Source organism: Aeromonas sp. sia0103 (assembly GCF_963895295.1).
In the GTDB taxonomy this organism is placed as follows: Bacteria; Pseudomonadota; Gammaproteobacteria; order Enterobacterales; family Aeromonadaceae; genus Aeromonas; species Aeromonas encheleia.
On the sequence record NZ_CAWQKG010000033.1, the window covers coordinates 55,732 to 69,740 of the forward strand.

14 protein-coding genes are annotated in these 14,009 nt (G+C 60.7%); 10 read left to right on the plus strand and 4 right to left on the minus strand.

The annotated features are described in order from the left end of the window. Nucleotides 1–53 precede the first annotated feature (53 nt). From acpP to AACW18_RS11595, 9 genes are all read left to right on the plus strand, one after another. On the plus strand, nucleotides 54–290 hold the full coding sequence (gene acpP, locus AACW18_RS11555) for an acyl carrier protein (protein ID WP_005300909.1): 237 nt from the start codon (nucleotides 54–56) through the stop codon (nucleotides 288–290). An 82-nt stretch (nucleotides 291–372) separates the two neighbouring features. Next, nucleotides 373–1,614, plus strand: a complete 1,242-nt coding sequence (gene fabF, locus AACW18_RS11560; RefSeq protein ID WP_218388724.1) for a beta-ketoacyl-ACP synthase II — start codon at nucleotides 373–375, stop codon at nucleotides 1,612–1,614. 77 nt (nucleotides 1,615–1,691) lie between these two features. Next, the gene (pabC, locus tag AACW18_RS11565; protein ID WP_218388725.1) at nucleotides 1,692–2,498 is read left to right on the plus strand and encodes an aminodeoxychorismate lyase; all 807 of its coding nucleotides are present in this window, start codon (nucleotides 1,692–1,694) and stop codon (nucleotides 2,496–2,498) included. Beyond that, the gene (gene mltG / locus AACW18_RS11570; protein WP_042654762.1) at nucleotides 2,488–3,489 is read left to right on the plus strand and encodes an endolytic transglycosylase MltG; all 1,002 of its coding nucleotides are present in this window, start codon (nucleotides 2,488–2,490) and stop codon (nucleotides 3,487–3,489) included. The genes pabC and mltG overlap by 11 nt, the downstream gene beginning before the upstream one ends. Then, nucleotides 3,489–4,130: a dTMP kinase gene (gene tmk, locus AACW18_RS11575; protein ID WP_042654761.1), complete on the plus strand. Its 642-nt coding sequence runs from the start codon at nucleotides 3,489–3,491 to the stop codon at nucleotides 4,128–4,130. Before mltG ends, tmk begins: the two co-directional genes overlap by 1 nt. Continuing rightward, nucleotides 4,115–5,062 (plus strand): DNA polymerase III subunit delta', encoded by a 948-nt coding sequence (holB, locus tag AACW18_RS11580; protein ID WP_218388726.1) that lies wholly within the window; start codon nucleotides 4,115–4,117, stop codon nucleotides 5,060–5,062. Before tmk ends, holB begins: the two co-directional genes overlap by 16 nt. Before the next feature lie 18 nt (nucleotides 5,063–5,080). Further along, nucleotides 5,081–5,860 carry a TatD family hydrolase gene (locus tag AACW18_RS11585; RefSeq protein ID WP_218388727.1) on the plus strand — a complete coding sequence of 260 codons (780 nt, stop codon included), beginning with the start codon at nucleotides 5,081–5,083 and terminating at the stop codon, nucleotides 5,858–5,860. A gap of 287 nt (nucleotides 5,861–6,147) precedes the next feature. Further along, nucleotides 6,148–7,176, plus strand: coding sequence for a site-specific integrase (locus AACW18_RS11590; RefSeq protein ID WP_126623323.1), 1,029 nt, complete (start codon nucleotides 6,148–6,150; stop codon nucleotides 7,174–7,176). Between the two features lie 168 nt (nucleotides 7,177–7,344). Next, nucleotides 7,345–7,602 (plus strand): RepB family protein, encoded by a 258-nt coding sequence (locus tag AACW18_RS11595; protein ID WP_218388728.1) that lies wholly within the window; start codon nucleotides 7,345–7,347, stop codon nucleotides 7,600–7,602. 255 nt (nucleotides 7,603–7,857) lie between these two features. On the opposite strand, the gene rsmF is transcribed toward AACW18_RS11595, so the two are convergent. The 4 genes from rsmF to AACW18_RS11615 form a co-directional block, all read right to left on the minus strand. Next, entirely contained in the window at nucleotides 7,858–9,288 is a 1,431-nt protein-coding gene (gene rsmF, locus AACW18_RS11600) for a 16S rRNA (cytosine(1407)-C(5))-methyltransferase RsmF (RefSeq protein WP_218388729.1), read from the minus strand. A gap of 144 nt (nucleotides 9,289–9,432) precedes the next feature. Next, nucleotides 9,433–11,985 carry an MlaD family protein gene (locus tag AACW18_RS11605; RefSeq protein WP_218388730.1) on the minus strand — a complete coding sequence of 851 codons (2,553 nt, stop codon included), beginning with the start codon at nucleotides 11,983–11,985 and terminating at the stop codon, nucleotides 9,433–9,435. Nucleotides 11,986–12,039: 54 nt separating this feature from the next. Beyond that, complete coding sequence (locus AACW18_RS11610) at nucleotides 12,040–12,648, minus strand: paraquat-inducible protein A (protein ID WP_042654755.1); 609 nt, start codon at nucleotides 12,646–12,648, stop codon at nucleotides 12,040–12,042. Then, on the minus strand, nucleotides 12,626–13,270 hold the full coding sequence (locus AACW18_RS11615) for a paraquat-inducible protein A (RefSeq protein ID WP_042654754.1): 645 nt from the start codon (nucleotides 13,268–13,270) through the stop codon (nucleotides 12,626–12,628). The genes AACW18_RS11610 and AACW18_RS11615 overlap by 23 nt, the downstream gene beginning before the upstream one ends. Before the next feature lie 273 nt (nucleotides 13,271–13,543). Here AACW18_RS11615 and AACW18_RS11620 point away from each other — a divergent pair, with 273 nt between their 5' ends. Further along, a complete protein-coding gene (locus AACW18_RS11620; RefSeq protein ID WP_042654753.1) occupies nucleotides 13,544–13,849 on the plus strand; it encodes a YebG family protein in 306 nt (101 codons plus the stop codon). Nucleotides 13,850–14,009 lie beyond the last annotated feature (160 nt).

The window sequence follows — 14,009 nt, forward strand, 5'->3', positions numbered from 1 at the left end:
ATACACTACCCCAACCAGACGCAATAGCGTATTTTTAAAGGAAAATTCAGGTCATGAGCAACATCGAAGAACGCGTAAAGAAAATCATCATCGAACAACTGGGTGTTAAAGAGGAAGACGTTAAAAACGCTGCCTCCTTCGTCGACGACCTGGGCGCTGACTCTTTGGATACCGTTGAACTGGTAATGGCGCTGGAAGAAGAATTCGATACCGAAATTCCTGATGAAGAAGCCGAGAAGATCACCACTGTTCAAGCGGCTATCGATTACATCACCGCTAATCAGGAATAAGTTCCTGTTCTGAAAGAAGCGGCCCAAGGGCCGCTTCTTTTATGTTTACTCCCTTTCAAAATACCTCTCGGAGACTAGCTCAGTGTCAAAACGCAGAGTCGTGGTGACCGGCCTGGGGATGCTTTCCCCGGTGGGCAACACTGCCGAATCCAGCTGGCAAGCCCTGCTCAACGGGCAGAGCGGCATTTCCCTCATCGACCATTTTGATGCCAGCGAGTTCGCTACCCGTTTCGCCGGTCTGGTCAAGGATTTCGACCCCGAACAGTTCGGCATCAACCGCAAAGAAGCCCGCAAGATGGATCTCTTCATCCAGTACGGCGTGGCGGCGGGTGTGCAGGCGCTGGACGATTCCGGTCTGGTCATCAACGAAGATAACGCGGAGCGGGTTGGCGTGGCCATCGGCTCCGGCATCGGCGGCCTGGGTCTCATCGAGCAGAACCACACCAGCCTGATGAACGGCGGCCCGCGCAAGCTGAGCCCCTTCTTCGTGCCCTCCACCATCATCAATATGGTGTCCGGTCATCTCTCCATCATGAAGGGGCTGCAAGGTCCGAACATCGCCGTGACCACCGCCTGCACCACCGGCACCCATGCCATCGGCATGGCCGGTCGCATGATCGCCTACGGGGATGCGGACGTGATGGTCGCCGGCGGCACCGAGAAGGCTTCCACCCCGATGGGGATGGGCGGTTTCGCGGCGGCCAAGGCGCTCTCCACCCGCAACGACGAGCCACAGAAGGCGAGCCGTCCCTGGGACAAGGATCGCGACGGTTTCGTGCTGGGTGATGGCGCCGGGGTACTGGTGCTGGAAGAGTACGAACACGCCAAGGCGCGCGGTGCCAAGATCTATGCCGAATTGGTCGGTTTTGGCATGAGCGGCGATGCCTATCACATGACGGCGCCCCCTTCAGATGGCAGCGGTGGCGCCCGCGCCATGCGCAACGCCATCAAGGATGCCGGCATCGCGCCTGAGGCGATCGGCTATATCAATGCCCACGGCACCTCCACCCCCCTGGGTGATGTAGCCGAGCTGCGCGGCATGAAGAAGGTGTTTGGCGAGCACGCCAGCGCCCTGATGATCAGCTCCACCAAGTCGATGACCGGCCACCTGCTGGGTGCCGCCGGCGCCATCGAAGCCATCATCACAGTGCTGGCGCTGCGCGACCAGCGGGTACCGCCCACCATCAATCTGGATAATCCGGATGAGGAGTGCGACCTGGATCTGGTGCCCCATGTGGCCAAGGCGGGTCAGTTCGACTATGCCTTGTCCAATTCGTTTGGTTTCGGCGGCACCAATGGCTCCCTGATCTTCAAACGCGTATAATTCTCGCTGGGCGGCTTGCTAAGCGAAGAGTCGGGCCCGATACCAAGTATCGGGCCTTTTTTATCGGAGGGATCCACTTGCTGATCAATGGAATACCAACAGAGACCTTATCCGCAAGGGATCGTGGACTGGCATACGGAGACGGCCATTTCACCACCATGCAGGTGTTGGAAGGGCGGGTGATCTGGTGGCCGCAGCACCTGGCGCGATTACAACATGCCAATGCCAGACTCGGGTTTGCCGAGTTGCCCTGGGACCTGCTGACCGAGGAGGTGGCGCAACTTGCGGCAGGGCAGACGCAGGCTGTCGCCAAGATAGTGCTGACCCGTGGCAGCGGTGGTCGGGGCTATGACGGCGCCGGTTGCCAGTCGCCCACCCGCATAGTGTCTCTGGCCGAGTACCCGGCGCACTACCCGGAGTGGCGGCAACAGGGCATAGAGGTACTGGTCTGCCAACAGCGACTCGGCGATGCGCCCATGCTGGCGGGGCTCAAAACCCTGGGTCGGCTGGAGCAGGTACTATTAAAAAGCGAACTTGCTGCGCGCGGCAGAGTCGAAGGTATAGTATTGAACAGCCGCGGATTTCTGGTAGAAGGAGTCAGCGCAAATCTGTTTTGGCGTCGCGGCAAGACGGTGTTCACGCCGGATCTCTCCCACGGGGGGATCGATGGCATCATGCGCCGTCGCGTGATGGCGATGCTTAAACAGATGGGCATTGAACTGCGTGTCGTGGAGGCTCCGTTGGAGTCACTGTGGCAGGCCGAAGAAGTATGGCTGACCAATACCCTGATGGGCATAGTGCCGGTGACCGGCATCGGGGATCATCAGTATCCCAGCCCGGTATTGATCCGCCGTTTACAGGAGCGTTTGGTCATTGAAGTTTAATCGGCTTTACACCCTGCTCGCGGGGGCGGCGCTGACAGTTGCCGTCGCCGGGGGCTATGTATATTACAAATGGCAGCAGGTGGAGACGCTCACCAACAAGGGGCCGACCCGCCTGTTCACCGTCGAGAAAGGGGCCCACGCGGCGCGCCTGATCGCCGAGCTGGGGGAGGGGGAAACCAGTCCCTGGGCGGTGCGGCTCTGGCTGCGCGGCCATCCCGAGCTGGTCGCCATCAAGTCGGGCACCTACGAGATCAAGGAAGGGGCGCCGCTCAAGGATGCCCTCTCCCTGTTTGCCTCCGGCAAGGAGTTCCACTTCAGCCTCACCTTCGTCGAAGGCTCCCGTTTTGAGGACTGGCTGAAGCAGCTCTCCGGCGCACCTTATCTGGAGCGGCTGACCGTGGAGCAGACCGAGGAAGATCTGGCCCAGGAGCTTGGCATCGAGAACGGCAAGCTGGAGGGCTGGTTCCTGCCGGAGACCTACGCCTATACCACCCATGCCAGCGACATCTCGATCCTGCGCCGCGCCTATCAGGACATGAAGGCCTTCCTGCAGGAGAACTGGGACAAGCGTCAGGCCAACCTGCCTTACAAGACCCCGTACGAGGCGCTGATCATGGCCTCCATCATCGAGAAAGAGACAGGTCAGCCGGACGAGCGGGCGCAGATCGCCTCGGTGTTCGTCAATCGCCTGCGCCTTGGCATGAAGTTGCAGACCGATCCTACCGTCATCTACGGGGTCAAGGACAGGTACGATGGCAACATCCGTCGCAGCGATCTGACCGACGTGAACCCGTACAACACCTATGTGATCGACGGTCTGCCGCCGACTCCCATCGCCATGCCGGGCAAGGCCTCCATCGAGGCGGCGCTCAATCCCAAGTCGACCGATTATCTCTATTTCGTCGCCAAGGGGGGCGGGGCCCACCAATTTTCCAAGACCCTCGACGAGCACAATAGAGCGGTTCGTGAATACATATTGAAGAAACCCTAATGTCTAAATTTATCGTAATTGAAGGACTGGAGGGGGCAGGGAAGAGCTCCGCGGTACGCTATGTGACCGACTATTTGCGCAGCCATGGCATCGTTCGGATCGAGTGCACCCGCGAACCCGGTGGCACGCCACTGGCCGAGCGGATGCGGGCCATCGTCAAGGAGGTGCACGACGAGCGCCTCACCATCGAGGCCGAGTTGCTGCTGATGTATGCCTCCCGGGTGCAGCTGGTCGAGACCCGGATCAAACCGGCCCTGGCCGAAGGGATCTGGGTGGTGGGGGATCGCCACGATCTCTCCTCCCGCGCCTATCAGGGCGGTGGTCGTGGCATAGACGCCGCCTTGATCGACGCCATCAAGCAGGCGGTGCTCGGCAACTTCAAGCCGGATCTGACGCTCTATCTCGACATAGATCCGGCGCTCGGTCTGCAGCGGGCCCGCCATCGCGGCGAGCTGGATCGCATCGAGCTGGAGCAGCTCAGCTTCTTCGAGCGCACCCGCGCCCGCTATCTGGAACTCGCGGCCAAGGATGATTCCATCCTGGTGATCGATGCCGGGCAGACCCCGGAGCGGGTCAAGGCCGCCATCGAGGCCGCACTGGACCATTACCTGTCGAACGAGCGCCTATGTATCCCTGGCTGATCCCGGACTGGCAGGCCCTGAGTCAGAGTGCCCAGAGCGGTCGCCTGGGTCACGCCTGGTTGCTGCTCGGGGATCCTGGGCTTGGCAAGGAACAGCTGGCCGAGCGATTGGCCCGCCTGCACCTCTGTCAGCAACCTGTGTCGGGGGAGCCCTGCGGTCAGTGTCACTCCTGCCAGCTGTTCGACAAGGGCCATCACCCGGATCTCGGCACTATCGCCGCCGACAGCAAGACCATAGGCGTCGAAGCCATTCGCGAGATCTGCGGCCGCTTGCAGAGCACCGCCCAGCTCGGGCGGGGCAAGGTGGTGATCATTCCGGAGGCGGAGCGGATGACGGAGTCCGCCGCCAACGCCCTGCTCAAGACCCTGGAGGAGCCGGCCGGCGACAGTCTGCTGCTGCTGATCGCATCCAGGGTGTCTCGCCTGCTGCCTACCATACTGAGTCGCTGCCATAAACATGTCTGTCAGCTGCCGGCGGAGGGGGATACCCTGCGCTGGTTGGCCGAGCAGGGGCATCAGGCTACTCAGGCCCAGGTGCGGATCTGTCAGGGGGCGCCGCTGCGGGTGTTGCGCTACATCGAAGAGCAGCAGGATGTTGCCCGGCGGACGTTGCTGGAGAGTTTCGTCGCGCTGGCCCAGATGCCGACCCGCGCCACCAGCGTCTGTACCCAACTGGCGGAGGAGAGTCAGGTCCGCCTGCACTGGCTGCAGCTATTCTTGTGTGACGCCCTCAAGACCCAGGCCGGTTGTGGCCATCACCAGCTGGCGATGCCGGATCTGGCCAGCCTCAGCCAACAGCTGGCCGAGCGGCACTCCAGCGAGAAATTGCTGGAGGCGGAGCAGCAGCTCGTCGTCCTGAAAGCGGCCTGCCAGCCGGGCCAGCTCTCCAATCCCACCATCCATCTGATGAACTGGCTCAGTCGCTGGTTATGACAAGCTTTAAGGTTGTGTATGTTACTCGTTGATTCCCATTGCCACCTCGATCGCCTCAGTTATGGCAGCAAGCAGACCGACATGGCCGATGTGCTGGCCAAGGCGGCTGCTCAGGGGGTGGAATATTTCTTGTGTGTGAGCGTCACTCAGCAACAGTTCCCGACCATGCTGGCGGCCATCACCCCTTATCCCCAGGTATTTGCCTCCTGCGGCGTGCACCCGCTCAACCAGGATCCAGGTGTGGACGCGGATCTGCTGCTGACCCAGGCGGCAGACAGCCGAGTGGTGGCCATCGGTGAGACCGGGCTCGATTATTTCTATTCACCGGAAAACAAGGAGGTGCAGCAAGCCTCCTTCCGCGAGCATATCCGGGTGGCCCGCGCCCTGAATAAACCCCTCATCATCCATACCCGGGATGCCCAGCAAGATACCCTGCAGATTATGCGCGAAGAGGGGGCCGATCAAGTCGGCGGTGTGTTGCACTGTTTCACCGAGTCTTTGGAGATGGCACAAGCCGCGATGGAGATGGGCTTTTATATTTCCATCTCGGGTATCGCGACCTTCAAGACGGCCACGGCCCTGCAAGCCGTGGTCAAAGCACTGCCACTATCACGGCTGCTGGTCGAGACCGATTCTCCTTATCTGGCCCCGGTGCCTCACCGGGGGAGGGAGAACGAACCGGCCTTCGTGCGGGACGTCGCCCAGTTCATCGCCGACCTGCGCGAGATCCCGCTCGCTGAATTGGCCGAAGCCACCAGCCATAACTTCTTCGAATTGTTCAAGCTGGCAAAAAAGTGATCCATGAGGCCCCATAAACTGGGGCCTCATTTTTTTAAATGTTCAGCATCATCAGCCGCACCGTTCCCACCTCAACAGGTCGTTATCTCTCACAAAGCATTTCCTGACCAAGCTCCAATAACCTGGAAAACCAGTTCCATTTACCATTGTTGTCTCGGGAGAGATGCCGAGGCCGATGAGGTTAAACCAAGATGTTATAAGTATCGATAATATTCATTATCGATACTTGATGTACCTGAAAGAACCTGTAAGATCCTTCTAAACTCCGCATAGAATCATAGACTTAAGTGGCATATCCAACCGTCTCACCCCCTGTTCATCAGTCCTTGCAGGCCGTGTTCGATCCAGCGCTCAATAACCGGGCTCGGCGGTTCCTGCGCAGTGCCAAGGCGGACTCGACCCTCAACGCCTATCAGGCAGATACCCGCATCTTCGTGTTCTGGTGTCAGCTGCACGGGCTGGATCCACTGCAAACCAGCCATCACGACATCATGAATTTTTTGGCGGATCAGGCCGATGGCATTCTGGCCGACTGGGTATGGCTGGACAGGGAAGAGGGGAAGGGGGAGCTGCGCAACGGCGAGCCGCGCAAGCCGGCCACCCTGGTACGGCGACTCGCCGGGATCCGTTACGCCTTCAAGCAGAAGGGCATTCATCCCATGCCGACCGAGCATGCGGAGATCAAAGAGATGATGCGCGGCATAGTGCGCCTCGGTGATAACCGCAAACGCAAGACGGGAGCCTTGACCCTGCAACCCCTGACGCGGGTGCTCGATGAGATAGACACCTCCAATCTGGCCGGTTTGCGGGATCACACCCTGCTGCTGTTGATGTTCAGCGGGGCCCTTCGTCGTTCGGAAGCCGCCCGTATCGAGGTGAGCGACCTCGATTTCGTGGGGCAGGGGATCCGACTTAGGCTCAAGCCGAGCAAGCATCAGCTCCATGAAACCGAGATCGCGCTCATTCCTGGCAAGCAACATTGTCCGGTGTCGGCCCTGAGCCGCTGGTTGAAAGCGAGCCGGCTAAGCCAGGGCCCGCTGTTTCGGCGGATGACCCGCTGGGGGCAGCTTACCGCAGATCCCCTGGGCCCGCAGGGCATCAACCTGATGATAAAGCGGCGCACCGGCCAGGCCATCGACGATCTCTATGTCAGTGGCCATAGTCTGCGACGGGGATTCATCACCTCGGCCGTGACCGCAGGCAAGCCGATGAACAAGATCATCGAGGTGACAAGGCACAAGGACATGCGTACCCTGCAGGAGTATTTCGACGATGCGCACAAGTTCTCCGATCATGCCCTGGAAGGCTTGCTTTGATAAAACCGCGCCACCACATTATTTATGTTAAATACTATCTCTTTGATCCTGTTACCTATAATCCAATCCCTTCTGAAGGGAGCGGGGCGGATGAGAGAAATGCCATAGGGCGGCTCTCCACCAAGAGTGAGAGATAACGAGTCACAAAAGTGAACGATGCAAGGTAATATGAGCCAGGAAATAACAGCGAATGAAGCGCAAGACAATGCCGAGCGGCAGCGTCAGCATGTGAAGCGCAAGCAGGAGACCCACAGTCGGCTGCAGTGCTGGATCAGCAATCGCCACGCGCAGCGGTTGCAGGAACTCGGTCACCATCTGGAAGACTGTCAGGCGTCGCTCATCGAGCAGGCCATCGATCTGCTTTACCAGCATGAGCTGGTGCCACTGATCCACTCCGAGCAGGCGTTGACGGAGACTATCGAATAAGATGCCGAACGCGCGAACATAAAAAAAGCCAGGTACGAATTCCTTGTACCTGGCATAGGGGAATTGGCTCCTTGCAGAGCCGTGCGCTAATTGATATGCGGATTGCCTTAATCTTAGACAAGGCTAGAGGCATTTCAAGATCTGACTAAAAGTTCAACCAGAGTGTGGGTTTTCCAGACTCGAACAGGTTTTACACCCGCGGCGACGCTTAGATTCAGGAGGCAGCCTTGCTCCGGCTGCCAGCCTGTTGAAGCCTCAGATGTTGAACAGATTGTTGTCACGCACCAGCTCGCGGGGCAGGGCATTCTTGATGCGACTCCCGACCCATTTCCCCATCCCCAGCGGATGTCCCTGATAGCGGACGATCACCTCGCCAGTACCAGCCTCCAGCTCGGGCCAGACATCCCGCCCCATCATGAATTCACGGGCATTGGCGACATCCAGCTCGACGAAACCCCGAGTAGCCAGACTGCCATAGGCCAGCGCCCATTCGTGGGTCAGTCGATAGCCCTTCTTGAAGGTCTCCGCCAACTTGATGCCGATGCGATCGAAACGCAGCTTGCCCCGCACCTGTTCAAACGCCTGGGGGAAGAGCCAGATCTCGTCGCTGCGACCGGACAGCTGACCGCGCGGAACTATTCCGAAGCTCGCCTCAATCTCGCACAACATGGGCTCGGCCTCTTTCGCCGGTAACGGAGAGAAGGGGAACTTGCCAAGCCTGCCTGGCTTGAACATGGTGTTCGGCACAGAGTGATGCTTGCGCAGCCTGGCGACGAAGAAGCCCTCGCTGTCGAAGATCTGGGGCCAGACATGCAGGTAGCCTTCTGCGGTACAGGCTTGCTCGGCACCGGGGAACAGACCGGCAAGGGAGTCGAAGCTCAGGGCATCGCCGAACTGGTCCAGCAGGGAGTGGCAGATGGCCTGGTTCTCCTGCTCGCTCAGGGTACAGGTGGAATAGACCAGCACACCGCCCGGCTTGAGCGCATGGAAGGCACTCTCCAGCAGGCCCTGCTGCACCGCGGCGATCTCGTCGATGCTCTCTGTACTCCAGTTGCGCAAGGCATCTTCGTCCTTGCGCACCGTGCCTTCTCCCGAGCAGGGGGCATCGAGCAGGATGGCATCGAAGGTCTCCGGCAACCACTGGCCAAACACCTTGGCATCGAAATGGGTCATGCCCACGTTGGTCACGCCACAGCGCTGGATGTTGGCACTGAGTACCTTGAGCCGGCTGCTGGAATATTCGTTGGCGATCAGCATCCCCTGGTTATCCATCAGGGCGGCGATCTGGGTAGTCTTGGAGCCCGGCGCCGCCGCCGCATCCAGTAACATGCCATCCCGCTTGATCTTGTCGCTCGCAAACAGTGCCGTCACCGGCAGCATGGAGCTCGCCTCCTGGATGTAGAACAGGCCGCTCAGGTGCTCGGCGGTGTTGCCGAGGGGCACTGTCTCATCGGCGCGAACCAGCCAGAAGCCGGTCTCACACCAGGGTACGGGATCCAGCTGCCAACCCAGCCCCTGCATCCGCGTGACGAAGGCCGGCACTGTGATCTTGAGGGTGTTGACCCGGATGCTGCGCCGCAGCGGTCGCCGACAACTCGCCACAAACTCCTCCATGGAGAGGTGCGCCGGCATGATGGCCGCGATATGGCGTAGGAAGTGATCGGGAAGATAGGTGTTATCGTGCACGGCGCAGTCTCGCTGACCCAAAATGAGGGGCCATATCCTATCACAGGATAAGGGTTTTCTTTAGCGAGCTTGCTGGATGGCGTGGGAGAGCTGAATGAACAAACCCGGCAGAATGCCGGGTTTGGAGATAACGACAACAACGGATCAGGGTTGGATGCGGGGGCTCCACTCCAGCCACTCTTTCTCCGCCTTGCCATACAGCGGATAGCGGTGGCCAGCCTTGACGGTCGGTCCCATCTCCCGCTCCGGGGTGTTGAAGGCGATGCCGCCGGCCAGCAGGCTCTGCACGGTTTCCACCTCTATGGTGCCACCGGTCAGACCGATGTCGGCCTTGACGCCGGACACATTCCAGAAGCGACTGTTGGCGCGCACCAGATGGGCGTACTCCCGATCGACGTTCACGTCGATCAGCACCTCGCTGCCATCCCGGGCCAGTGCCACCCCGGTGACGCTGCCAACCATCAGTTTGCGGAACAGCAAGGGGCTGCCGACGCTGATGCCGCTGACCGACGGGCTCCTGAGGGTCAGCTCCAACCCGATGGGGCCGCTCTGGCTCAGGGGGAAGCGATCCTTGCCCGCGCCCTGGCCCGGGCTCGCCTCGACGAAGGATCCCTTGATCAGGGTATCGAGATGGGCGACGCCGCCCAGCCCCAGCTTGGCCTGTATCAGGGTGAACCTGGCCCCGGACTGCAGGAAGCGCGCGGCGTACTGCTCATCCAGCTCGGCCTTGAAGCTCACCTGACCGAGGGAAGGATCCAGTTCGATCTGCGCCACCTTGCCGATGTCGACCCCCCGATAGCGAATGGGGCTGCCCACCCCGAGCCCGGGATTGTGCTCGGCGGTCAGCGTCAGCGTCCGCACCCGGGTTCTGGCCTGCTCCTTGCTGTCGAACAGCTGGTGACTGCTGCGGCCGGTGCCGAGCCGATCAAACTCGATGCCGCCGCGCAGCAGGGTGGCGAGGTTCCCCATCTTGACCTGTACCCCGTCCAGCCGGATCTTGCCGTCGATGGCCGCTTTCTTCCAGAACTGGAGCTGCTGCTTGAGCAGGGGCGCATAGACGGCATCGATCTCCAGGGTGATCTCCACGCCGCGGTCATCCGCCTTCAACCCCTTGACCTTGCCGGCCTCCAGTCCCAGATAGAGGACCGGCGAGCCGATGCTGACGCCATCCGCCTGTTCGGCGCGCAGCAACCAGTGTTGTGGCCTGGCGTTGCGGGTGCCAAGCAAGGCCAGTTCCTGACTGGGGTAGAGCCGGTCGATGCGCTCACCCGCGGGGGCCTGGACCAGCTTGATCCCGCCCGCCAGCCAGGCGCTCGCCGGGCTGGTGTCCACCTTGATACCGCTCAGATTGGCCTCGATCTGCAGGGGGGCGGCGCGATAGAAACGCGCCCCCTTCAACAGGTGACTATGGTTCTCGTTCACCAGCAGGCTGACGCTGGCATTGCCCTTGGCATCCAGGGTCAGGGGACCTACCTGGCCGATCTGCAAGCCTTTGAACCAGAGCGGCGCACCCTCGCTCAGACCGGCGAGATCGTCGGCCTGCAGGGTCAGCTTGATGCCGCCGCGCTGGGCCTGACTCTCCAGAGTCATGGTGCCGACCCTGGCACCCGCCACGTAGTCGAGCCGGATGGCCGGCCCTGCCAGCAGGCGATCCGCGTGCTTGAGCCCGCTCGGGGAGAGCGACACCGTCTCCCAGACGAGGCGGCTCTTGCCGGTCACCCGAAATGCCTGCTCCGGGTTGACCAGGGCGGTGACGATCCGGCCCTGCTCGGTCAGGCGGATGGGGTCGACCCTGCCGATTTCGATCCCCTCATAGAGGATGGGCATCCCTTCCTTGATCGGCAGATCCCCCGCCTGGATGCTGATGCGCTCACCCCGCGCCGCTTCGGCCAGTCCCTTGTAGAGGGTGAAGTTCAGCCCCTTCTGGGCGACCGGCGACGCTTTGGGGGAGTCGAACGCTATGCCGCCACTCAGGATGGAGGCGAGGCTGCCGGCCTCCACATTGACGCCAGCCAGACTGAAGGAGCCCTTGATGCCGCTGATGTTCCAGAAGCGGGTGTCCATCTTGACCAGGTGTTCGAAGCGCGGCTCGATCACCAGATCCAGGATCACATTCTGGTTGTCCTCGCTGAGGCGGGTGTTGATGACGCTGCCAACCTCTAGCCCGCGGAAATAGATCTTGGCACCGATGCCGACCGATCCCAACGAATCGGCGGTCAGGTGCAGGGTCCGCCCCTGGGCCTGATAACCGGGGGGAGGGCCGTCCTGGGCATCGAACTCATCCTCCAGCGGGTTGTTGTCCCGGCCGGGCTGCAGGTTGATGTAGTTGCCGGAGACCAGGGTATCGAGGCCGGAGATCTCGGTCAGCGAGGCCTTGGGGCTCACCAGCCAGAACGCGGACCCCTTGCGGATCAGCGGCCGGGCACGGCTGTCTATCTTGGCCAGCACCGCTATCTTGCGACCATCCTGAGCCAGTACCAGCTCCTGCACCACCCCGATGGCGACCCCCTGATAGCGTATCTGGGTCTTGCCCGGCAGAATGCCGTTGCCCTGGGCAAAGTTGATGCGAATGATCTGACCACTGCTCGTCCACTGCTGGTAGATGAAACCGCCCGCCAGCAACAACGCTATGACGGGCAATAACCAGACTGGGGATAACCAGCGATGTTTCTCGATGACGGGTTCAGCCCCGATCATAACGACTCCTTATTGGCTGTGATAAACAGCGCATCCGATACAGAGAAAAAAGCATTAGCGGGACGCCTTGTCCCATAACAGGCGGGTGTCGAGCATGCGGGCCGACATCATGGTGAGCACCACCACGCCGGCGAAGGCGGTGGCACCGGGGCCCGCTCGCACGTTGAGCAACACGCCGCGATCCACCAGGGCCACCATCAGCGAGATGACGAACAGATCCAGCATGGACCAGCGCCCGATGAAATCGATGATGCGATACATGATGAGCTGACGCTTGCGCCGCACCGGCTTGGCCCGCTGCAACTGCCAGCAGATCCAGCCCAAGCCCAGTATCTTGCCGATGGGGACTATGATACTCGCGGTCAGCACTATGGTGGCGATGCCCGACATCTTGCTGCGATAGAGCGCCATGATACCGCTGAAGATGGTATCGGACTGCAGCAATCCCTTGTTGTAGAAATGGGTGATGGGCAGCAGATTGGCGGGCAGCAGCATGAAGGTGGCCAGCGCCAGCAGGCCCCATGACCAGGCCAGCGAATGGGGGATGCGCATCTGCAAGGGGCTGTGGCAGCGGGGGCAACTCAGCGAAGGCTGATAGCGCACCAGCAGGCCGCAGGTGTGGCAACGGCACAGCCCCAGCTCACGGGCGCTGGTCGGGATCATGGTGTTGCTCCTGCGAGGCTGCTTGCAAGGGTATCCGCTCCCAGTAGGGGGCGGGGTCAAACAGGATCAGCAGCGTCATGTTGAGCAGCATCAGGATCCCGAGGCTCAGCAGCCCGCCCCCCAAGCGCACATCGGCGATGTCGATGAGCTTGAACAGCGCGACCAGCAGGCTGACGATGTAGACCTCCAGCATGGCCCAATGGCGGAACACCTCCACCATCTTGAGGGTCAGGGCCAGTATGCCCCAGCGTTTGGCGATGCCGGAGGCGAGCGCAAAGATCCCCAGCAGCAAGCCGGTCGGCGCCAGCGCGGCGCACCAGAGCACCAGAGCCGCCACCCAGAACTCGCTCTCATCCAGCAATACCATGATGCCCTTGAGCAGGTTGGCATCGGAGTTGACCCCGGCCAGGCGCAGGTAGATCAGCGGCTCGAAGAAGGCGGAAGGCAACAACAAAAAGCCGGTGATGGTGAGCGCCATCAGCTGGGAAGGGCGAAAGGCATAGCGCCCGTAGAGGTGCTGATGACAGCGGGGACAATGGGCATGCCGGCGCAGCGGCAGCAACTTGCGTTCGATCAGCAAGTCGCAGGCCGGGCAGACAAGCACGGAATGGGGATCCGACATACGATTCAACCTGTTGAAGGAATTGATGAAATTTACCCTAAAAGCGCTCTCCTGTCTTGTCTGGGGCAGAGTGGCGGCAATAAGAAGAGCGGCTCGCCGGCCCGCTGCCGGGGGGAGGGGACATGGCATCCACCCAACAGCGCCGTACAGAAGAAGGCTGCGGCCCAGTCGCGATGGGATCTCAGCGTCCCGAAGCATAGGCTCATGGCGTTATTTGCAATACTGTATATACGTACATATACTTGTGCTCACTATCATGAGGAGGACGCCACTATGGCCGTTGAGATCAAGTATGTTGTCGTGCGTGGGGGAGTGGAGAAGATGACCTTTGCCAGCAAGAAAGAGGCGGATGCCTATGACAAGCTGCTGGATACCGCCGATGAACTGATGACGCTGCTGGCCGGGGCCCCCGTCCAGCTGACGCCCGAGCAGCAGGAGAGCCTGGCCTTTTACCTGGCCGAGCAGCGGGATCTGCTGCAAAACGTGCTGCGCGGTGGCAAGGGGCAGGGGATCAGCCCCAAGGAAGAGAAGGTGGACGTCGAGAAGCCCAAGGGAAAATCCCTCAAAAGTGTGGCCTGAGGCGAGGAGGGCGGGGTGATCCCCTGACAACTCAGGGCAGCAGCTTTCCTATGCAACAAATTTGAATTCACAGTCATTTTTATCGATATTACCCCGGGGAAATTTCCAATCAAGGTGCATATCCATTGAATAATGTCATGTTGCGCCGCAGCCTGAGCCA

Coding starts and splice junctions, on each gene's coding strand:
- acpP (WP_005300909.1), top strand. CDS start 54: ATGAGCAACATCGAAGAACGCGTAAAGAAAATCATCATCGAACAACTG.
- tmk (WP_042654761.1), top strand. CDS start 3,489: ATGTCTAAATTTATCGTAATTGAAGGACTGGAGGGGGCAGGGAAGAGC.
- holB (WP_218388726.1), top strand. CDS start 4,115: ATGTATCCCTGGCTGATCCCGGACTGGCAGGCCCTGAGTCAGAGTGCC.
- AACW18_RS11585 (WP_218388727.1), top strand. CDS start 5,081: ATGTTACTCGTTGATTCCCATTGCCACCTCGATCGCCTCAGTTATGGC.
- AACW18_RS11595 (WP_218388728.1), top strand. CDS start 7,345: ATGAGCCAGGAAATAACAGCGAATGAAGCGCAAGACAATGCCGAGCGG.
- AACW18_RS11605 (WP_218388730.1), bottom strand. CDS start 11,985: ATGATCGGGGCTGAACCCGTCATCGAGAAACATCGCTGGTTATCCCCA.
- AACW18_RS11610 (WP_042654755.1), bottom strand. CDS start 12,648: ATGATCCCGACCAGCGCCCGTGAGCTGGGGCTGTGCCGTTGCCACACC.
- AACW18_RS11615 (WP_042654754.1), bottom strand. CDS start 13,270: ATGTCGGATCCCCATTCCGTGCTTGTCTGCCCGGCCTGCGACTTGCTG.
- AACW18_RS11620 (WP_042654753.1), top strand. CDS start 13,544: ATGGCCGTTGAGATCAAGTATGTTGTCGTGCGTGGGGGAGTGGAGAAG.